This window comes from Chryseobacterium sp. SORGH_AS_0447, from assembly GCF_030818695.1.
In the GTDB taxonomy this organism is placed as follows: Bacteria; Bacteroidota; Bacteroidia; order Flavobacteriales; family Weeksellaceae; genus Chryseobacterium.
In genome coordinates, this window is record NZ_JAUTAR010000001.1 from 550,154 (window position 1) to 570,481 (window position 20,328).

A 20,328-nucleotide genomic window follows, 5' to 3' on the forward strand; every position below is an offset into this window, starting at 1 on the left:
GGATTCGCATTATTCAAAACGGTCGACAGTGATCTTAACCGAAAAACCTCCAACACCCAGCTTCCTTCTTCCAGCTTATTGATTTGATTTCTACTTCGGATTCAAAATATTCAAGACGGCCGGCAGTGATCTTCACCGAGAACCTTCCAGCATCCAGCTTCCCTCTTAAGGCACAATCACTGTGAAAATATAAGCCGCCAGGTTCACCAACAATACGGTTCCGTAAAGTACGTTTGTTTTTCCGCGGCTTAAGGAGAGCATCACGATAAATACCGAAAGCGAAAGCAGGATCACATCTTTTTTATCCAGCCCCAAGACCAATGGGATATCGTAAAGGATGCAGACCACGGAAACCGCAGGAATTGTCAGGCCGATACTTGCCAGTGCAGAACCCAGCGCGAGGTTAAGGCTCGACTGGATCTGGTTGTTGCGCGCCGCCCGGATTGCTGCAACTCCTTCCGGAAGCAATACGACCGCTGCAATGATAACGCCGACCAACGATTTCGGAGCGCCGAAGCTCTGTACCATGTCTTCAATGGTGGACGATAGCCCTTTGGCCATCACCACAACAATAGCCAGGCAGATCACTAAAAATACAAAACTGATCGTTGTTTTTTTAACGGAAGGAGTATAGTTTTCTTCAGGATGCTCTTCCGGTACAATGAAATAATTCCGGTGTCTGACCGTCTGAACCATGAGAAAAACCCCATAAATTACCAGGCAGGCAATGGACACAAAAATCAGCTGCGCCTGGTTGTAAAAAGGACCATTAATGCTTGAGGTGAAATTGGGTAACACCAGCGTCAAAATCAAAATCGAAACAATACTCACCAGATACGTGGTGGCAGAAGTCCTCGCAAAGAACTGTTCGTAATATTTTACCCCGCCGACCAGGATACAGATCCCCAAGATCCCGTTCAGGATGAGCATCACCGCTGCAAAAACGGTATCTCTTGCCAAGGTAATGGCCTGATCACCTCCGGCGACCATCAGGGAAATAATCAAAGCAACTTCGAGAATGGTGATGCACAGGGCCAGGATAATCGTTCCGAAAGGTTCCCCGACTTTATGCGCAACCACCTCCGCGTGATGAACTGCCGACAGGACACTTCCCGTCAGCAATATCCCGGCAATCACGTCAAACAGGACGCCGGTTCCCATCAGTCCGGAAAAATAATAACCTACGGCCAAAAGGGGAAAAATGTACGTATAATGTAAGAATTCTTTTAATTTCATAAGCATCTGTAAAATACGAAAAATCAATGGTTTTTAAAATATCAAAAGGAAATATTCATAAAAACTTATTTCATTTACTGAGGATTATAAAACCAGTAAAAGGAGAAGGCATAAAATTAAAAATCTGAGATTTTTAAAAACTTTTGTACGCTTTCCAAGACAAGAAGCATTCAGCTTTTTATGCGGTATGAATATCTTTTGTAACTGTTCTGGTTAAAAAAGCATCAGTGTGGCCACAGATAAAAGTCCTGCAGGTCTGTTAGCATATGAAGCAGGAGCCCGATACCGACAATCCTGATATTTCCTTTGAAAAACAGCATCAAAAAATACACCGCAATAGCATAATAAGAATGCAGAAAATGAAATCCCACACTCGCCCGGTCCGGATCGAAAATCGGATCTGCCAAAAGATGATCGAGATCCACCAGCATGGTGGCCAGCAGGATCAGGTAAACCTTTTTCCAATGTTTCCGGTAAAAGACCAGGGCAATAAATACCGGAAAAACGAAATGCAGGAAATAATGTGTACAGGTTCTGAGTAAAGCAATATCTGAAGAATCCATATCTCTGAGTTTTTAAAACATTTAATGTGCACAATATCTGAAATGAGTTTTCTTTTTGTGACTACTTTAATTACATAAAATTTGAACGGCCTTTCTTTTTACGGCCTTAAAATCAGCGGAACCCTGTCTTTTTTAAATTGTAATTTTACATAATAATCCTGATTGCGGTTGCCATAAAAAATATATTCTAACCCAGAAATCATTTTCCTTTCTGCAGGAGACAACGTTTTCACCGTAGCAAGCAATAACGGATTGTTTTTTACGAAAATATAACTGGCTTTCAGCTCCGGCGGCAATGATACAGGTCTCCGGGTTGATCTTATGCTGATTCCGGTTTTATCTTTTGTGATAATGTTTGGCTGAAAGGGGATAGCGGTAAACTGATTTTGTACATTGATCCATTTCCTGTTATAAAAGTCCTGCATCGTTTTCTCCGGATCTGTACTTTTCAAAGCCAGTGCGTAATTCGGCTGTACGATCTTTTGCACAGTCTTTTTCTCAGTTTCATTAAAATTATCATCATAACCGTAGGTGATAATCGTGTCATTCACCTGTTCGAGCTGTGCCGCAGCCTGGACATGTTGAATTCCTGAAGTTCCGGTAATGCCGGTACTGAAAAGCCGCTCGATATGGGTGATGTTCTCTGCATCCAGTTCGGCATCGAGAAAAGTAATTCTGTTTTCAATTCCTGAAATAACCTGGTTGAAATTCTGTGGAATAAGACTGTTCGTGATCTCAATATCATTTTCATGGATATCAATCGAAAAATTATGCGTTCGCGTTCCTGAAATAAAAGAAATGCTTCCCGTACTGCCATCGATAAAAGAGCCGGCCTGAAAATCATTCTTTCCAGAATCCACAGAACCGGGTATGCTTTGAAAAGCTGCATCTGAAGTTCCGGCAATACAGTTTTCTTCGGTAATCATCACGAAAAGAAATTCTTTCTTAAATACATTTTTCCTTGTACGGATAAATTTCTGCTGTTTCAGGTAGCTGAAAAGTTCCTGCTGATCCTTAATCTCAAATACACTGTACCACTGGGAAATAGGAGTGTCCTTTAGATGAAAGACCTGTATAAAATCGGGAATTTTCAATCCTGTTGTAGGGATGGAAGCAGGAACCTTTCTATCCCTCTTTTGCCTCCACTGGGAAGGGTGCGTCAGAAACTCTGAAATATATTGCCGGGTAAGCTTTTTCGTATCCACCAAGACCAGGATATCCGTATTTTTCGGGACATATTTCAAGGTCTTGTTTTGATGGTACAATGCGAAATAAACCGTTGCTGCAATCAGAAGGGTAGCGAAAGCAATATATTTCTTTTTCATCAGAGAACCGGTACTTTCTTTTCGGATTCGTTGATTTTGTAGATCTCGTCGAACAGGTCGAAGAAATACATCAGGCTGTTTTCAGAAGAATTCCGGATCCGGTAATCGATTTCGGTCTGGATCTTTTCGCCTTTTGCCTCTGTCCGGAAATAAACCTCGCCGACATTTCTCCGGATCAGATCAAGCGTTTTTCTTTGTGGAACACTTTTAAACTCTTTTTCAAGGCCTGTTAAAAGCTTTTGCATATCGAACCGGCCGGATAAAGGATATTTAGCGGAATCTTTTGCCCAGTTTTTCGAGATCTCAGACTGGCTTTTCGGCTGCATATTGTCCGGTGATGAGGTAACATAAACGATACCGTCCTTCACCATAAAAAACAGCTGATCGAAATATCCCGTACTTTTTTCGTCTTTAAAAGAATACAGACCACCGTTTTTAGAAAAGTTTTTAGACGTTTTCTTATTGGTCGTCAGCAGCGTAAAGATGCGGTTCCAGTAGCCTTCATTTTCCGTTGCAAAAGCAAAAGTGAAATCGGGCATTACCACTTCTTTGGTTTTGGTCACTTCTTTCTCATTGTATTCGTCATCGTATTCGAAATCAGTATATTCCACGGTTTTGGATTTCAGTTCGTTCAGAACAAAAATTCCGTTTCCGGGTGCAATCTTGGTAATCGCTTCCTCATCCAGGACGATCTTCATCGTTTCCATAATCAATTCACTTTCGTTCTGATAATCAGTGTCTCCGGAATCTTTCAGGAAGGTGTACAGCATATCGAAATATTTGCTTCCGTCGACATTCATGGAGTAGTAGCCTACACTTTTATCGTTGATGAGGGCTGCCAGCTTTTTGTTCTTCTTTCCTTTGTACACCGCGGCAACGCTTTTCTGAACATCAGGATTTTTGTGCTGATAATTGTTGACCAGCCTTATCTTATCCTTATCAAAATACAGGTTGTATGAATAATTGGAGTTGTATAATGTAGAGATAAACGGCCCAAATTCATATCGTTTCATCATCTTTCCGTACAATCCGTTATTTACGATTTTTCCGTAATCGGTGTAGACAAAAACATCAGAGGCTCCGTCACGGTAAGCCGTCATTTCCTTCGGTACATCAAGCTCCAGGCTGGAATTGAAGTACTCGTCAAAAGACTGTTCCGCCAGTTTTCTTACGATTTTAAATTTTTCAATGTCGATGGAGTCCAGTTCCTTCTGAAAGGCCGCTTCTTCTTCAGGATCTTCTTCAGGGTCCTCCAAAATTGGCGGCGGAAGGGCTTCTTCCTCTTTCTCAGAATAATTCTTATCGGTGGATCCTTTCTTTTCTTCCGGATACTGATGGTGCTTTTCAAGATATTTGATATCCTTCTGCATTCTGGCAATTTCTGCATTGTTCTCCCTGATCTCTTCTTTCAGGGTCTTAATATCCTCTTTCAGGTATCCGATCTCCTCTTTGTAATCAAAAGCCTTTTCGACATACGCACTGTCCATTTCCGGTCCGGCAGATAAGCTGTCCATAGTGATAGCTGCAACGCTGTCGATTATTGCTGCTGCACTATCAACCACGGTTTCATCTTCCCAATTGTATGGTTTATTATAATTAATCATCTTCAGGACTGCACGGTTGCCGTTCCAGGCGATGAAAACATCGTTATCCAGACTTACGTAAGAATATTTGCCTTTTTTGGTAATTTCCAGCCCTTCCTTTTTCGTGGAATGGATGAACTCCTGGAATTTCTCCTGATTATCCAGAATGAAATGAGCCGTATACATCTGCACGGAATCGTTGAACGCAGCATAGTGGTATTGAGGCGCATCGTATTTAATTCCTGTTTTTGAATAGTCTGTCCAGGTCGGCTTTTTATTTTTTTTGGTAACTTCCTGCAGGAAAGGATTGAATTTTTCCCAGTTTACCTTTTTATCCAACTGTTTCCCGTTGATTTCCATATAAAAAAGGGCATCTTTCGGAAGCTTCATGCTTTGCTGTGCAAAAACGGATGTTACTCCAACGAACAGGAAAATAAAGATTTGTATTTTTTGTAAAACAGATTTCATGGTTGTGATGGGTTTATTGGAAGAGGATGGTATTCTGTATTTGTTTTTTCTGAAAAATCAGATCGAGAACAGGAGTTTCCAGTTTAACGGCTTTTCTGTTAGGCGAAAGCGAATACGCGGCATTGCTCTGAGATTTGATGGCATTCTCAAACTGCAGGACGGAAATGTATCGGGCATCATTGAAGATTTCCTTATCGGCCTTGCTCATTTTATCATAATCGCTTTTAAAAGTGCTGATTTTGTTTCGGGTAAAAGATTTACCGGTTAGGTTCTGGCTGTAAATCCGGGTCGGCACCATTTTGCCGATAATGTTCTTTGCTTTGAGCTGTTCCAGCCCGGCATTGATGTTTTCGATTTTTTTAAAATTACAGCTCAGCTTGATGATATAATTGTTAAAATCAACGGACGTTTTCACATCCGAAATTCCCGGCGTGGCTTTGAAAATACGGGCAGCTTCGTTTATCTTCGCTTCAATTTCCGGCCTTTTCGGAACTTTTTTTCCGTTAATCGTCTCCATTTTTGAAATGGAAGCGAGTCTTGTTTTGCTCTTGCTGGCGTTAAGGATCACCGTGTATTCCCCGGTGCCGTCTGCTTTTACGTTTACTTTTTCTAAAATATCGAAACAGCTGGTCAGCAGTAAGAATGGCAGCAGCAGGAAAAGATGTTTAATGAAATTTTTCATAATGGTTTTAATTTTCAGATCCGGCTTTTTAAATAATCCTGCTGCAAGTTTTCGTCCAGCTTTTCAATGGCATATCTCAGGCAGGTCCTTGGCATATCTTTGTAATATTTGTTTAAGTAATCGATGAGTTCCTTTTCGTTTTTCTGTCCCATTTCACGGAGGAGCCAGCCGTTGGCTTTGTGCATCAGGTCATGAGGGTGTTTCAGATTGCGGGTAACAAACTCCTTCGTCAGTTCAAAAGAACCCTTTTTTATATGATGCATCGTTCCCACTACAGCTATCCTTTTGTGCCACATTTCATCAGATCCGGAAAGTTTTCTTAATAAGTCTTCCTGCTGATTTTCAAAGCAGTACTGCCCCAATATTTTATAACAGCTTGAATCTACCAGGTCCCAGTTGTTGATGTATGGAAGATGGTTCAGATAAAATTCAACAATTTCATACTGATCTTCCTTGTCCTTTGTTTTTTCAAATTTTAAAATTAAAATGAAAAGCGCGGTCAGCCGGTGCTCATGATATTCTGAAGAAAGAAGGGTACTTAATTCTTCCAATGAAACCTTTGCATAGAATTCTTTCGCCACCAATCGTTGATCAGGGACTTTCACTCCCAGGAACAAGTCGCCTTCGCCATATTCTCCTTTTCCCGTTTTAAAGAACTTTGGAAAAAACGCAGCTTTTTCAGGTACGGAAAGAATAGCCAGTGCTTCTTTTATTTCTTGAATTGCAGAATTTGTTTCAGGGTAAGACATTGATTACTATATAATTATTTATCTTCTTTTAAAGCAACGCTTCCCAGTTTTTCTTCTTCGATGGCAATTTTATTCGGATTGGCAACTTTTGCAATGGTAAGTCCTTGAACGATAATGGAAAATACCACTACGCAATACGTAATGCTTAAAATAATCTCACTGTATTCGTTTTTGGGAACAGACATCGCCAGCGCAATAGAAACCCCGCCCCGGATTCCGCCCCACACCAGAACTTTAACGGTCTGTGGGCTGAAGGTCCGTTTCATAAATTTCGTAGGCCCCCAGATCGAAATGACTCTGGCCAGCAGCACAATCACAATGGCAACCAACCCCGGAAGGACAAAATGACTTAAGTCTTTGATCATCAATAACTCAAAACCGATAAACAGGAACAGCACCGCATTGAGAATTTCATCGATCAGTTCCCAGAATTTAATCAGGTAATCCTGAGTGATTGATTTCATTTTAAACTTAACGCTGAAATTACCCATGAACAGTCCCGCAGCAACCATGGTCAACGGTCCGGAAATATGCATCTGCCGGGCAATAAGATATCCTCCCATTACTACGGAAAGCGTTACCAGCACGGAAATAATATAATCATCCACCTCACGCATCAGCCTGGATGTAACCCAGCCCAGTATAATTCCCAGCAACAGCCCTCCGCCGGCTTCTTTCAGCAGCAGAAGCCCTATACTTTCAAGCCCTAAATCCACCTGCTCGCCAATGGCCAGCTGGAGAACTACCGAAAAGATCACTACGGCCATCCCATCGTTAAACAGCGATTCCCCGGCGACTTTTGTTTCCAGCGACTTTGATACATTAGCCTGCTTCAGAATACTTAAAACCGCCACAGGATCGGTAGGCGAAATTAAAGCTCCGAAGAGAAGGCAATAGATAAAAGGTAAATGGATTCCTAAGAAGGGGAGAAGGTAAAACATGCCAAATCCAACCACAAAAGTGGAAATAAGTACGCCGACTGTCGAAAAAATCACCACCGGCCGAAACTGTTCCTTAAGGTCGTCCAAGTTGATGTGGATCCCTCCTGCAAACAGCAGGAAATTAAGCATGGCGCCCATCAGGACTTCGGTAAAGTCGATGCCGGTCATCAGGTTGTGGAGGTGCCCGTAGGTTTTCGGTAAAACCGTTTCCCCGAACGAAACCAGAAATATGGAAACCACAATCGCGATCACCATAATCCCGATCGTACTCGGAAGTTTAAGAAATCTGTAGTTAAGGTATGAAAATATGGATGCTAGAACGATAAGAGCTGAAAATGAATAATATAATTCCACTAAGCTGTTTTTTTAGTTTAATTTTTTAATAATCAATATAAAGTACTTTAATATAAACTTTGTTGTTGTCTTTTTCCCAGATGTCGAGAATGCCGTCCCGGACGGATTTCGAACCTCTTGTATAATCCTGTCCGAGGTTCAGAATATTCAGCAGGATGTATTCGTCGCCTACGGAATTCACGAGATACGGTGTTTTTTCCGTTTTTCCATCGCCGGAAGATTTCATGCCGTCCGTTAAAGTTCGGAACTGGCTCAGGTGATACATGAAATTATCACCGTCTTTCTGATAGTCGTAGGCTTTCAGCAGGATCAGAAGAATATCCAGATTGGTGGGGTCTTTATCATAAAGGATTTTCCCCTGCCGGATACAGTCCTGAAAATTGTTGTTCTTAAAAGCCTCTGCCAAACTTTTGAAATCTGCATCGGTCGTGAGAACAGGATCTTTCTTAAAATTTCTTCCATAATAAAGATGCTGGGCCTCAAGGGTATCCAGCGACCGGGGATAGGCTTTATATTTAAAAACAAGCTTCTCGTAGTTAAAGGGAGATTTTTCGTTTTTAAGATCCTTTTCAATGGCTTTAAGATCAATTTTCGGTTTCTGGCTGAAACCGAAAACGGATACGAAAATCAATATCAGGAAAAAGTGATATTTCATTTATTCTTTTTTGCTTTCTTCTTCCTCATCATTATCAAAATATTCGAAAAGGAAATCGTTGTAAGGGAACCTGGAAATATGGATCTTCATCACTTCATCATAGATCAGCCTCTTCATTTCCGGGAAGTTCTCTTTCGTTAAGGCCGAAATGAATACCGTCGGGTATTTGGATTTGGCCATCCAGGTGTTTTTCCATTCTTCAAGGGAAATATTTTTCCTTGTCGACGGCGTAAGATCGTCTTCATCTTTTTTCTGATAGCTGAAATCATCGATCTTGTTGAAAACCATGATCATCGGTTTTTGATGGGCATTGATTTCCATTAAAATCTGATTCACGGAATCAATATGGTCTTCAAAACTTTCGTGGGAAATGTCCACCACATGGATCAGAAGGTCTGCTTCACGAACCTCATCCAGCGTAGATTTAAAAGATTCTACCAATTGCGTCGGAAGTTTCCTGATAAATCCTACGGTATCCGTTAAAAGGAAAGGTAAATTTCCGATCACTACTTTTCTTACCGTTGTATCCAGCGTCGCGAATAATTTGTTTTCCGCAAAAACTTCAGACTTCGACAAGGCATTCATCAAGGTAGATTTCCCTACGTTGGTGTAGCCTACCAAAGCAGCCCTTACCACTTTTCCGCGGTTGTTTCTCTGGGTAGCCATCTGCTTGTCGATGGTTTTCAGTTTGTCTTTCAGTAATGAGATCCTGTCGCGGATGATCCGTCTGTCGGTCTCGATCTCCGTTTCACCCGGTCCTCTCATCCCGATTCCCCCTTTCTGACGTTCAAGGTGGGTCCACATCCGGGTAAGTCGTGGTAAAAGATATTGGTACTGGGCCAGTTCGACCTGCGTTCTTGCGTATGATGTTGTTGCCCTCTGGGCGAAAATATCGAGAATAAGGTTGGTGCGGTCCAGGATTTTCACTTCCATTTCCCGTTCCAGGTTTTTCAGCTGGGAAGGGGAGAGTTCGTCATCGAAAATAACGGTACCGATGGCATTTTCTTTTACGTATTCTTTTATTTCCTGTGCTTTTCCGCTCCCGATAAAGGTTTTGGAATCAGGCTGTGTTAATTTCTGAGTAAAACGTCGGTCCACAGAGGCACCGGCAGTGAAGGCTAAAAACTCAAGCTCGTCCATATATTCCTGAAGCTTGTCTTCGTCCTGGTGCTGGGTAACCACCCCTACCAAAACGGCCTTTTCGTAATTATGTTCTTTCTTTTCTAGCATTAAATTCTATCTGTATTTGTAAGATTTACAAGATACCATTTTTCGTTAAAAAAAACAAGACGATTTTTTGTGGTAGCGGAATGCAGAGGTTTATTTAGCTATAATCTGATAAAGAATGATAGATTTAAAGTCCAGATCTGCCAGGATTTTATTATGACTCTATTTATTTATGATTGTTGTTCATATATATCGCCAAGGTAGGAGAAAAATAAATAAAGGCATCTTAAAAACAAAATATTTTTTAAAATACTTTATCGTTTCAGTTTTGTATATAAACTTGTTATAATTCTTATAATAAAAAACTCTTACTCAATAACGGGCAGAATAATTAATGCATTCGTTGTAAGGAATTTCAATCCCAATCCGCAGCAACAAACTTCATCCTGTTTCCTTCATCATCTTGTAATATCAGAAAATGCCCTTCCAGTTGGTAATGCTGCATCTTCTTTAAACTTCTTGAAAAATCATCTTCAAGTTTCATGTTTTGGCAGGCCATCAGTGTAGAGCTGATATCGGAAAATGCGGAGGTTCCATTCTTTTTAAACGAGGCGGTGAAAAACATTTTATTGCACCCCATAAAAGCGCCACCTTTTATTTTTCCATTTTCAGCGGGAGCTGTGAGATCGATCTCTGCTTTATTCCGGATTAAATCTTCCTTGGGATAATTCTTAAATGAAACAAGCATCCATTCCCTTTTAAGCTGGGGATTATTAAGGTTTGTGGAAGAGCAGTTCATCAGGAAATTTAGACCTAAAAGAACAAAAAGGGAAAGCCATATTCTTTTCATAGGCGCCTTAAATCCATTTTCGTACCATCGCGGACGCGGAACCGTAAAAAAATTAGTAAATTAGCGACACAAAAATTATTTAATACAATGAAAAGAATATTACTGCTATTCACTTTCCTTTTAAGTTTTGTCCAGATGAGGGCAGACGAGGGAATGTGGTTGTTAATGCTCGTCAAAAGGCTCAATGGGGTAGATATGCAAAAAGAAGGATTGCATCTTACGCCGGAAGAGATTTACTCGGTCAACAATTCAAGCCTTAAAGATGCCATCGTGAGCTTCGGAGGTTTCTGTACAGGGGAAATCGTTTCCAACCAGGGTCTTATTTTTACCAATCACCACTGCGGTTATGGTGCCGTGGCGGCTGCTTCAACTCCGGAAAAAGATTACCTGAAGAATGGGTTCTGGGCCATGAAGCAGAAAGATGAATTCAATGCGAAAGATCTTTATGTAAGATTTTTGGTAAGAATGGATGATGCTACCCAAAGAATCAACTCCAAACTGAACAACAATATGTCCGCTGCAGAGCGTAAGGCCGTGATCGATGCTGAAACAAAAGCAATCCAGTCTGAAAACTCTGAGAACGGAAAATATACCGTAGTGGTAAGAGATTTCTTTAATGGAAACGAGTTCTACTATTTCGTATATCAGGATTACAAAGACATCCGATTGGTAGGAGCTCCGCCTTCCGCATTAGGAAAATTCGGAGGGGATACCGATAACTGGGAATGGCCTAGACATACGGCAGACTTTACGGTTTTCAGAGTGTATGCCGATGCAGCAGGAAACCCTGCGGAATTTTCTCCGAGCAATGTTCCTTTGAAGCCTAAGCATTTCCTGCCGGTTTCTCTTAAAGGAGTGAAGCCAGGTGATTTCTCTATGATCTTAGGGTATCCTGGAAGAACCAACCGTTACCTGACTTCTTATGGAATTGAGCAGATGGTAAACAAAGACTATCCGGCATGGGTTCAGGCTTCCAAACTTGCAATGGATGTGATGAAGAAGTACATGGATAAAGATAAAGGAACGCAGCTGAACTATGCCTCCCAATATGCTTCCGTAGCCAATTACTGGAAAAACAGACAGGGAACGATTGATGCCGTTATCAAGAACGGAACGATTGCAGACAAGCAGAAAATCGAAGAGCGTTTCAAAACATGGGCGGTACAGCCGGCTAATGTGGCGGAAAATGAAAATGTGCTGGAAAATATCGGGATCTATTACAAGCAGACTTCAGACCGTAACGTAGAGAGAATGTACATGACCCAGCTTTCAAGAAACTCTAAATATTTTACCCTGGCATTGCAGGTAGGAAGTGTTCTTCAGGCGTATGCCAAGCAGGACATGGCCGGAAGAATTGCGATGAAGCCGAAAGTGGAAGCTGCGCTGAAAGCGGCTTATGAAAATATCAATACCAAGCTGGAAGGCGAGATGATGAACTCTATGGTCAATCTTTACCAGCAGAAAGTAAATAAGGATGTGGCTTCTGAAACCATTATGGGTCTGGATGCCAATAACCTGTCCAATGTTGCTTATTCTTCCATTTTCGCAAACAAAACTTCTGCAACCAACTTCATGCTGAATCCGGATGCTTTGAAACTGGATGCCGATCCGCTTTGGAAAATTGCCAACGGAATTGTAGCTGACCAAAGAGCTTCTGCAGAAAGATTTGTGAAGATCGATGATAATTTTGCGAAAAACAACAGGCTGTTCCTGGCCGGTTTAATGAAAGCCATGCCTGAGAAAAAATTCTATCCGGATGCAAACTCTACGATGAGATTAACGTACGGAACGGTTGATAAATTGCCGATCCGATCAGACAGAAATTATTTCGGGATTACCGATAATTATTATACGGATATGACCGGTCTTGTAGGAAAATACAAGAAAGGAGACGAGGAGTTCGATCTTCCGCAAAGAGTAATCGACCTATACAACCTGAAAGACTTCGGACAATATGCCGATGCAAAAGGATATATGCCGGTTAACTTCCTTTCCAACAACGATATCACCGGTGGTAACTCTGGTTCTCCGGTAATCGATGCTGACGGAAACCTGATCGGTATCGCTTTCGACGGAAACAGTGAAGCGTTAAGCGGAGACATCGTTTTCGAACCGGAATGGCAGAAAACCATCAACGTAGACGTTCGTTTCGTTCTTTGGACCATCGATAAATATGCCGGTGCGAGAAGACTGATCGATGAATTACAATTGGTAAAAGACGAAAATACGCCAGCCGATACCAAAACAAAAATGCCTAAGGCAACACCTGCCAAAGGAAAGAAAAAATAATCTTCACTGATTTATGATAAGGACCGCGAAAGATAACTTTCGCGGTTTTTTATTGCTGAAATTGTTTTATTTTTAGCTGTTCTTTTATACTACTATTTGCTAATGAAAACAGAACCGATACAATTTAAAGCTATCATACAACAAAACGGAAAAATGAATGCCGCCTTTGTAGAATTTCCCTTTTCTACCGAGGAACTGTTCAACAAAAAAGGCCAGGTAAAAATCAAGGCTATTTTTGATGAGAAAGTCGAATATCGCGGAAGCCTGGCAAAAATGAAATCCGAATGTCATATCTTAGGCCTGACGCAGGAAGTCAGAAAACAGTTGGGAAAGACTTTTGGCGATGAGGTTTCGGTATCTTTACTGGAAGATCAAGAGGAGCGGACCGTAGAGATAGCAGAAGATATTGCTTTGGTTTTCAATGAAAATCCCCAAGCAAAAGTCTTGTTTAACAACATGAGCTATACCCATAAAAAAGGAATACATCCGCTGGATAGAAGAAGCCAAAAAGCCCGAAACCCGGGAGAATAGAAAAGCTAAAATGATCACGATGATCATGGCAGGTAAGAAGGGTATTTAACCGTTAAAACTTTCCATTTCTGCCGTCAGGAACTGTTGAGCACCTCCGTTAATTACTGTAATCGAATTTTCATTGTAATGAACCATAACCCCTAAATCGTTCATAACTTCCTTAAAATAGCCTTTTTCAAGATGCGTTGAAACGAGATTCTGCTGCCATGAAAACTGGGCAGACTGGCCTTTGTTATTTTTTATCATCAATACGTCCGAACCATTTTTAAAAGTGGGAACTTTAATAGGAATAACCGAACTCTCATGTGGTGCAAAGGGTTTGGAGAGTATAACATTTGAAGCTGTCTGCTTCTTTTCTTCTAAATTAGAATTAAAAATTTCTAGGGATGTTTTCATATCAATCGGTAAGTTTTCTGCAAACATGAAATGTTGATACGACAAAACTCGACGTATTATATTTTAATTTAAAGTCAATGGTGAATTTTGCTTTACAAGTGAATGATGAATTTAAAATATTATTTTTATAAAGATATATTAATAATAAAAACTAATAAGTAATGAATAGATTGATAATATCAAAAACAAGTTGGGGAATAGTTATATTTTATGAAATAAAAGAATTATTAGATCTCAGTAAAGATGCTAATGATGTCCAAGAAGTATTACCATCAATATATTTAAAATTAAATGATCAAAAGTTAGATGATGTTTCTTTCGAATATTTAATGGCTGGAATAAAAAGTATAATTCAACATATAAAAATTTCTCCAGTAACTTTTTCTATAGAAAAATTACAATATAATATTTGTGACTATCAACCTGAAGGAATGTATTATATGTTCAGAAAATGGTTTTTTGAAACTTATGATATGGAGATGCCTCCAATCAATGTTTATTATGATAAAGAAGTAAGCAGATATGTATTTCCTGATTTACTAAATCAATTTAATAAAACGTAAGTATCTTCCTATATCTAATTTCTATTGTAATAAAATTTCATTTATATAAATTCTTGGAGTAATAAACCCTGTTTAAATTTTGAAAGAATGAAGGTTAATGGTTAATTTGAATAAAAGCAAAATTGACAAGTGAAGCTCCATTGACTATTCACAATTGACCATTAACCCTTAAGCATTCCAGAATTCCCGATCCAGACTCCTGTACTGAATCGCTTCGGAGACATGGTGCGATAAAATATTTTCAGATTCTTCCAGGTCTGCAATGGTACGGGCAACTTTCAGAATCCTGTCGTAAGCGCGTGCCGAAAGGTTGAGCTTTTCCATGGCCATTTTAATCAGGCCGAAGGAAGTTTCATCCAGCTGACAGAATTTTTCAAGTTCTTTTGGTCCAATCTGAGCATTATAGCTGATTTTTAAATATTTATAGCGTTCTCTTTGGATCTCGCGGGCAATGAGAACCCTTTTCCGAATGGCTTCACTTTTCTCACCCTTTCTGCGTTCTGCCAACTGCTCAAATTCGACCTTCTGCACTTCAATATGAATATCAATGCGGTCGAGAAGCGGTCCGGAAAGCTTGTTCATGTACCGCTGCATTTCATAAGTAGAGGAGGTGTTGTTCGGATCATCCGGAAAAAATCCGCTCGGGCTCGGATTCATAGAGGCCACCAGCATAAAACTCGCCGGATAATTTACGGTAAACCGTGCTCTTGAAATCGTCACTTCCCGGTCTTCCAACGGCTGGCGCATGACTTCCAGAACCGTTCTTTTAAATTCAGGCATTTCATCCAGAAACAAGACGCCGTTGTGGGCCAGCGAAATTTCTCCAGGCTGAGGATAACTTCCGCCGCCTACTAAAGCCACGTCGGATATCGTATGATGCGGTGACCGAAAAGGGCGTACAGTCATCAGAGAAGTTTCCGTCCCCATTTTTCCGGCTACCGAATGGATTTTGGTGGTTTCCAAGGCTTCTTTTAAAGTAAGTGGAGGTAAAATACTCGGTACTCTTTTGGCTAGCATCGTTTTTCCGCTTCCGGGAGGGCCGATCAGAATAATATTGTGTCCTCCGGCGGCGGCTACTTCCATCGCTCTTTTTGCCGTTTCCTGTCCTTTTACTTCCGAAAAGTCAAAAGGGAAATCATTAATCTTTTCCTGGAATTCCTTCCGGGTATCGATTTCGATTTTCGGAAGAGGTTTTCCTTCGTTGAAAAAATCAATAACATCTTTGATATTTTCTGCTGCGTATACGTCCAGACTATTCACAATTGCGGCTTCACGGGTATTCTGCTTTGGAAGAATGATGCCTTTAAAACCTTCCTCACGCGCCTGGATAGCAATCGGCAATACGCCTTTGATTGGCTGTAAAGTTCCGTCCAGGGAAAGCTCTCCCATGATAATGTATTCGTGAATATTTTCTGCTAAGATTTGGTCTGAGGCTGCAAGAATGCCAATGGCTATGCTCAGATCATAAGCCGCTCCTTCTTTTCGGAGATCGGCGGGAGCCATATTGATGGTGATTTTCTTACCGGGAATTTTAAAGCCTACATTTTTTAAGGCCGCAGAAATCCGGTAACTGCTTTCTTTAATGGCATTATCGGGCAGGCCTACCAGATGGTAGCCTACGCCGCCGGTATCTACATTCACTTCGATCGTAATGGTCTGTGCCGCAACGCCATGGATGGCACTTCCGTAAACTTTGATCAGCATTTTTTCGTGTTTGCTGTAAATGTAGAAAAAAAATAATTAACGAATTTTACTTCAATATTCGTTGAATATCTGAATACGAATAAAATTTTTAATTATTTTATTCATGAAGGAATAATTTTTAAAACAGAAGGTGAAAAAAGAAGTAATGATTTTCTAAAATTAAATTTTGTGGGATATCTTTTTAAAACATTGTATAAATCAGAATTTCAAATGATTTTATTTTCTTGAAATTGATTGAACTCCTATTTCGTCCAGATTTTAAAGCATAATTTTTATTATCAATCATATTTTTAAAAGTGACTTTTAATAAAATAATATGAATACGGTTGAATACAAAGGGATATAAGAGAGGTTATATATTTTTTTAAAATTAATTTTTAATACGACAAGTTTTGGCGTTACCCTGATGGATATTTGCATTAAAGAAACAAAGGAAAATGAAATCAGATTTTAAAACTCAGGGTGGACATATATAGTCTGAAGACCACCTAAAAAAATAAGGCTAAAATCCGAAGCAACTCTACTAAAAAGAGCCTTCAAATCTTAACCTATATAAAACTAAAAACAAATTTACACAAATGTCTACAAACAACAATGCGTCACAGACGCTTTTTAGATTCGTAAGCCTAAGAAATCCACAACTTACAGAAACCAAGAGAAGAAATCTTGGATTTATCCATAGGCCAAAAGGAGTAGCCGGGCTTTTTGATAATGCTGTATCAGGAAAAGCAACTTCTACAGCTAAACTCAATGCCATGAATGCTGCTATAAAATCCAGCACATTTGAAAGTACAGCTTTTAAATCTGAAAAAGAACTTGAAACAGGAGTATTCGGTCAGTTACTTATTATTGGTAGAAAAATCTCAAGAAAAGAGAAAGTCAGTGATCAGGACTGGGCTTATACCAAAACCTATTATGTGGGAATCATTGATTCCAACAAAGAGCTTACCGCGGAAGGACTAAAAATATTTGACCTTCTTTGGAACAACTTGATTTTTCAGGTTGTTTCCCAGAAAGATTTCTATGTGAAAGAAGCGATTACTCATATTCTAAAAGCCATCCATCTAGGATTTGCCCAAAATATGACCATTGATGCAGATGTCCTGAAAGTTAACGGGGCAAAACCATTGGAAAACGCACTCAATGGTAAAGTCGTATTACCAAGAGACCTGTTCGTTGGAGATGAGGAGACTTCCGGTGCGGCATCTGTTGCCTCAAGAACTGCTGTTACAGCTACGGCTGATAAAATAACCAGTCAGCGATTGACCAATGAAGCAGAATCTGGTTTAGTGGCTCAAAAAGCACTTTACCGAAAAAAAGGATTACAAAAACTGAATGCTGAATTGGAAAAACTTCAGAAATCATATCATAAATCCCGCTATCAAGCAGAGCAGGATGCTTATGCGTCATATCAAAGAAAATATCAGTCACAATTAGAAGAATATAGCAAATTATCTGAAGAAATTGAGCGTCTTGAAGAATTAAAAGCTTCCGAAGAAGAATTAAAAAGACTGTATGAACGCTTGAAAGAATTAGAAGTACCTGTCTTTGAGTTTTCTTATAAAAATGAAATTGATATTTCTGAGCTTCAATATAAGCTATCTCCAGAATCCTTTGATTTATTTATTGAAATATTTTCAGAAGTAGACACAAAAGATATCGAAGGAAAAGCAGAAGTAATTTCTGATAGACAGATGCGTGTTGGGAAAATAGCTTTACAAATCGACAGCACTTTGCAAAACTTTAATGAAGCTATGTCAGAGGTACAGCAGGAAATTTCGGTTTCTACGCAGACTGCCCTGGAAAATACGACTTTGCCGCAACAGCAGTATGTGAATTTTGGAGGAGCTTCTATTCCGGTAGTTGAAAATACTTCCAGAACACCATTGGCATATTCTCTTATTGCAAATAACTACGGATCGCTGTTTTTATCTAACAGAGGATTTTTAAATTTCTCATTTGAAGTAGAGGATATTTCCTGGGATGTTGCCAGTGCTAAAATTATTGCAGATACCAATGCAGGGCATTTTGAAGAAAATTACAACAATATTTCAGTCGTAGACAATAAAATTACCTTACCAGCCAGTTTAGTTAATAAATTCAGTGAGATATATAATTTTAGGATCGAAGTTACCTTTAAGAGCGGCAGAGAAGCTTACGCAGAGGTGCAAAAAATTTCCAATGGGCAGGTTTACACCGGACTACTGACTTTAAAACCTGTAAAGGATAACCCAAGAGAAGAAGAATCTGCGGAGCCTTCAAAAAGAAAAAATTTCGGAATTAAAAGATTAGGTATTGCCGATTATCTGAAAGTTGTACAAAGTGTTCATGCCTATGTTCCGGGAGAAGTATCGAATATTGAAAATGTAATGGCTAGCGAATTGAGGCACAAATCTTCTGTTGCCAGAGAATATTCGGAAATCACAGATACAACATCCAAATCAGTAGAAACGGAAAAGGTTTCTGACACTTCCAAAACTTCCAGAACCGATGTCCAGACTGAAGTTGCCAAAGAATTGGATAAACAGCAAAGCATTACAGCCTATGCGCATTTTAGTTATAGTGGCGGCTATAAGCTGGATATCGGAGCCGATTATGCCAATAATACAGCGCAGCATGACAGTACAAGACAGGCAGTGGCTAAATCCCAGGAGATCACGGAAAGAGCGATGGAAAGGGTTCTGACCAAAATTAATGAAGAAAGGGTACAGAAAATTATTAAAGAATATACGGAGACCAATGTACATGAATTTGATAATCGGGGAAATGCAGTTACAACCAACGAGGTACCGCAGCATATTACAGGGGTATATCGTTGGATCGATAAAAAGATGAAAAACCAGATTTACAATTATGGAAAACGTACCATGTTTGAATTTATGGTTCCTGAACCGGCAAAACTTCACCGGTTAGCTTTATCCGTCTCAAAAGGCCAGGTGCTTACCGCTCCTGTTGATCCGAGAAAGGCACCGGAGCCCTGGAATATGGCTTCTCCTAAAGGAGCAACTAAAGAATTGCTTCAGCATTGGGCAGATATCTATGGGATAGCTTTAACGGAGCTTCCAAAAGAGAACGTAGAAGTATATCAGGAAATTGTCGGCCGCCCTAATTCCACCGGATCATTCGGTGCGGTAGGAACGCCTATCAATATTACACAAAACTACGCTGCCAAAGATATGAAGATTCAATATTACATGGATCGGAATTCTTTATGGCATAACAGTAATTTCTATTGCAGCAACGGTAAAGGAGGCGAAAGGGATCTGAGTTTCAATGGTAAGATCAATCAGGGAACTGTTTGGGAAAGCGGTTTAAATCTTTCCGGAACTTTCAACTTCCTTTACCGAGGCAGAAATATTGAAGATGTAACGCTTAATGTAACACTGTACTGTAAACTTTCCGAAACCTTTATGCTTCAATGGCAGACAGAAAATTTCAATGCCATTATCAAAGCTTATGAAGATGCGTTCACGAAGTTTCAGGAAGAACAGGCAAGACTGGATGCGGAGCAGAAGGAAAAAGAAGCAGCAGCCAAAGAAAAACAGGGCACTTTCTACCGGTACATGGAGCATGATGTCCTTAAGCACAATTGTATTGCTTATCTGCTGCAGGATTATCTGAATGTATTGGGGCAGAACTTTACCGATGGCGATAAAATGGAAAACTTCCAGGTCTATCTGAACGAGAACCTGGATAAATACACTGCCTTAGCGAAGTTTATGGAACAGGCGTTTGAATGGGAGATCATGGATTACACCTTCTATCCTTATTATTGGGCAAACCGTAAAATGTGGCAGGAAATGTACGTTTCTGAAAGTGTAGATCCTCTATTCAGAAGTTTCCTGCAGGCAGGGATGGCAAGAGTAATCGTAACTGTAAAACCAGGATTTGAAGATGCTGTTCAGTTCTTCCTGACAACCGGAAAAATCTGGAACGGTGGTGAAGTTCCTGTCATTGGTGATCCGATGTACATGAGTATTGTCGATGAAATGAGACAGCCGACAGGCAAACCGCAAGGCAAATACTGGATTACGAGAGTGCCTACTACGCTTACCATTCTTCAGGATAAATCTACGGGATTACCGGTGGATAAGCCATTGCCGATCTTCCCGGAAACCGATGTCGATAACTGTGAAAACCCTACTGAGCTTGAATTTGAAACAAGTTTTGATCATCGAAATGTATACTTAAGCCGTTCTGAGAAAACGGAAAGTACTCTAGACTAAAATTAATTAAAGTAATGGCGGTTTATAGCCGCCATTACTATTTTTT

Annotated in this window: 17 protein-coding genes; 5 read left to right on the top strand and 12 right to left on the bottom strand. The window is 40.1% G+C overall.

Going from position 1 to position 20,328, the window contains the following annotated elements; all coding sequences use genetic code 11:
- Positions 1 to 165 precede the first annotated feature (165 nt).
- From QE422_RS02695 to QE422_RS02740, 10 genes are all read right to left on the bottom strand, one after another.
- Complete coding sequence (locus tag QE422_RS02695) at positions 166 to 1,236, bottom strand: calcium:proton antiporter (protein ID WP_307454906.1); 1,071 nt, start codon at positions 1,234 to 1,236, stop codon at positions 166 to 168.
- A 224-nt stretch (positions 1,237 to 1,460) separates the two neighbouring features.
- On the bottom strand, positions 1,461 to 1,799 hold the full coding sequence (locus QE422_RS02700) for a DUF6122 family protein (protein ID WP_307454907.1): 339 nt from the start codon (positions 1,797 to 1,799) through the stop codon (positions 1,461 to 1,463).
- A gap of 98 nt (positions 1,800 to 1,897) precedes the next feature.
- The gene (locus QE422_RS02705; protein ID WP_307454908.1) at positions 1,898 to 3,124 is read right to left on the bottom strand and encodes a hypothetical protein; all 1,227 of its coding nucleotides are present in this window, start codon (positions 3,122 to 3,124) and stop codon (positions 1,898 to 1,900) included.
- Positions 3,124 to 5,175 (bottom strand): hypothetical protein, encoded by a 2,052-nt coding sequence (locus tag QE422_RS02710; protein ID WP_307454909.1) that lies wholly within the window; start codon positions 5,173 to 5,175, stop codon positions 3,124 to 3,126. The genes QE422_RS02705 and QE422_RS02710 overlap by 1 nt, the downstream gene beginning before the upstream one ends.
- Before the next feature lie 13 nt (positions 5,176 to 5,188).
- Positions 5,189 to 5,857 (bottom strand): hypothetical protein, encoded by a 669-nt coding sequence (locus tag QE422_RS02715; protein WP_307454910.1) that lies wholly within the window; start codon positions 5,855 to 5,857, stop codon positions 5,189 to 5,191.
- A gap of 14 nt (positions 5,858 to 5,871) precedes the next feature.
- Positions 5,872 to 6,606, bottom strand: a complete 735-nt coding sequence (locus QE422_RS02720) for a DNA alkylation repair protein (RefSeq protein WP_307454911.1) — start codon at positions 6,604 to 6,606, stop codon at positions 5,872 to 5,874.
- Between the two features lie 14 nt (positions 6,607 to 6,620).
- On the bottom strand, positions 6,621 to 7,901 hold the full coding sequence (locus tag QE422_RS02725; RefSeq protein WP_307454912.1) for a sodium:proton antiporter: 1,281 nt from the start codon (positions 7,899 to 7,901) through the stop codon (positions 6,621 to 6,623).
- A gap of 25 nt (positions 7,902 to 7,926) precedes the next feature.
- Entirely contained in the window at positions 7,927 to 8,556 is a 630-nt protein-coding gene (locus tag QE422_RS02730) for a DUF4919 domain-containing protein (protein ID WP_307454913.1), read from the bottom strand.
- A complete protein-coding gene (gene hflX / locus QE422_RS02735) occupies positions 8,557 to 9,786 on the bottom strand; it encodes a GTPase HflX (protein ID WP_307454914.1) in 1,230 nt (409 codons plus the stop codon). It lies immediately after the preceding gene.
- Positions 9,787 to 10,138: 352 nt separating this feature from the next.
- Entirely contained in the window at positions 10,139 to 10,573 is a 435-nt protein-coding gene (locus tag QE422_RS02740) for an META domain-containing protein (RefSeq protein WP_307454915.1), read from the bottom strand.
- A gap of 87 nt (positions 10,574 to 10,660) precedes the next feature.
- Between QE422_RS02740 and QE422_RS02745 the strand changes: the two genes are divergently transcribed.
- The 3 genes from QE422_RS02745 (at position 10,661) to QE422_RS02755 (ending at position 13,442) form a co-directional block, all read left to right on the top strand.
- Positions 10,661 to 12,862, top strand: coding sequence for a S46 family peptidase (locus QE422_RS02745; protein ID WP_307454916.1), 2,202 nt, complete (start codon positions 10,661 to 10,663; stop codon positions 12,860 to 12,862).
- A 153-nt stretch (positions 12,863 to 13,015) separates the two neighbouring features.
- Positions 13,016 to 13,393, top strand: a complete 378-nt coding sequence (locus QE422_RS02750; RefSeq protein ID WP_307454917.1) for a YdeI/OmpD-associated family protein — start codon at positions 13,016 to 13,018, stop codon at positions 13,391 to 13,393.
- Entirely contained in the window at positions 13,356 to 13,442 is an 87-nt protein-coding gene (locus QE422_RS02755) for a hypothetical protein (RefSeq protein ID WP_307462266.1), read from the top strand. The genes QE422_RS02750 and QE422_RS02755 overlap by 38 nt, the downstream gene beginning before the upstream one ends.
- Here the strand turns inward: QE422_RS02755 and QE422_RS02760 are convergent.
- Positions 13,439 to 13,789: a hypothetical protein gene (locus tag QE422_RS02760; RefSeq protein ID WP_307454918.1), complete on the bottom strand. Its 351-nt coding sequence runs from the start codon at positions 13,787 to 13,789 to the stop codon at positions 13,439 to 13,441. The two genes, QE422_RS02755 and QE422_RS02760, sit on opposite strands and share 4 nt — an antisense overlap.
- A gap of 161 nt (positions 13,790 to 13,950) precedes the next feature.
- Between QE422_RS02760 and QE422_RS02765 the strand changes: the two genes are divergently transcribed.
- Positions 13,951 to 14,352: a hypothetical protein gene (locus QE422_RS02765; RefSeq protein WP_307454919.1), complete on the top strand. Its 402-nt coding sequence runs from the start codon at positions 13,951 to 13,953 to the stop codon at positions 14,350 to 14,352.
- Between the two features lie 168 nt (positions 14,353 to 14,520).
- On the opposite strand, the gene QE422_RS02770 is transcribed toward QE422_RS02765, so the two are convergent.
- Positions 14,521 to 16,056: a YifB family Mg chelatase-like AAA ATPase gene (locus QE422_RS02770; protein ID WP_307454920.1), complete on the bottom strand. Its 1,536-nt coding sequence runs from the start codon at positions 16,054 to 16,056 to the stop codon at positions 14,521 to 14,523.
- Between the two features lie 578 nt (positions 16,057 to 16,634).
- On the opposite strand from QE422_RS02770, the gene QE422_RS02775 reads away from it, so the two are divergent.
- Positions 16,635 to 20,282: a hypothetical protein gene (locus QE422_RS02775; protein ID WP_307454921.1), complete on the top strand. Its 3,648-nt coding sequence runs from the start codon at positions 16,635 to 16,637 to the stop codon at positions 20,280 to 20,282.
- Positions 20,283 to 20,328 lie beyond the last annotated feature (46 nt).

Bases quoted from the DNA above. Each gene is read 5' to 3' on its own strand.
- QE422_RS02695 (WP_307454906.1), bottom strand. From the start codon at position 1,236: ATGAAATTAAAAGAATTCTTACATTATACGTACATTTTTCCCCTTTTG.
- QE422_RS02700 (WP_307454907.1), bottom strand. From the start codon at position 1,799: ATGGATTCTTCAGATATTGCTTTACTCAGAACCTGTACACATTATTTC.
- QE422_RS02705 (WP_307454908.1), bottom strand. From the start codon at position 3,124: ATGAAAAAGAAATATATTGCTTTCGCTACCCTTCTGATTGCAGCAACG.
- QE422_RS02710 (WP_307454909.1), bottom strand. From the start codon at position 5,175: ATGAAATCTGTTTTACAAAAAATACAAATCTTTATTTTCCTGTTCGTT.
- QE422_RS02715 (WP_307454910.1), bottom strand. From the start codon at position 5,857: ATGAAAAATTTCATTAAACATCTTTTCCTGCTGCTGCCATTCTTACTG.
- QE422_RS02720 (WP_307454911.1), bottom strand. From the start codon at position 6,606: ATGTCTTACCCTGAAACAAATTCTGCAATTCAAGAAATAAAAGAAGCA.
- QE422_RS02730 (WP_307454913.1), bottom strand. From the start codon at position 8,556: ATGAAATATCACTTTTTCCTGATATTGATTTTCGTATCCGTTTTCGGT.
- hflX (WP_307454914.1), bottom strand. From the start codon at position 9,786: ATGCTAGAAAAGAAAGAACATAATTACGAAAAGGCCGTTTTGGTAGGG.
- QE422_RS02740 (WP_307454915.1), bottom strand. From the start codon at position 10,573: ATGAAAAGAATATGGCTTTCCCTTTTTGTTCTTTTAGGTCTAAATTTC.
- QE422_RS02745 (WP_307454916.1), top strand. From the start codon at position 10,661: ATGAAAAGAATATTACTGCTATTCACTTTCCTTTTAAGTTTTGTCCAG.
- QE422_RS02750 (WP_307454917.1), top strand. From the start codon at position 13,016: ATGAATGCCGCCTTTGTAGAATTTCCCTTTTCTACCGAGGAACTGTTC.
- QE422_RS02760 (WP_307454918.1), bottom strand. From the start codon at position 13,789: ATGAAAACATCCCTAGAAATTTTTAATTCTAATTTAGAAGAAAAGAAG.
- QE422_RS02765 (WP_307454919.1), top strand. From the start codon at position 13,951: ATGAATAGATTGATAATATCAAAAACAAGTTGGGGAATAGTTATATTT.
- QE422_RS02770 (WP_307454920.1), bottom strand. From the start codon at position 16,056: ATGCTGATCAAAGTTTACGGAAGTGCCATCCATGGCGTTGCGGCACAG.
- QE422_RS02775 (WP_307454921.1), top strand. From the start codon at position 16,635: ATGTCTACAAACAACAATGCGTCACAGACGCTTTTTAGATTCGTAAGC.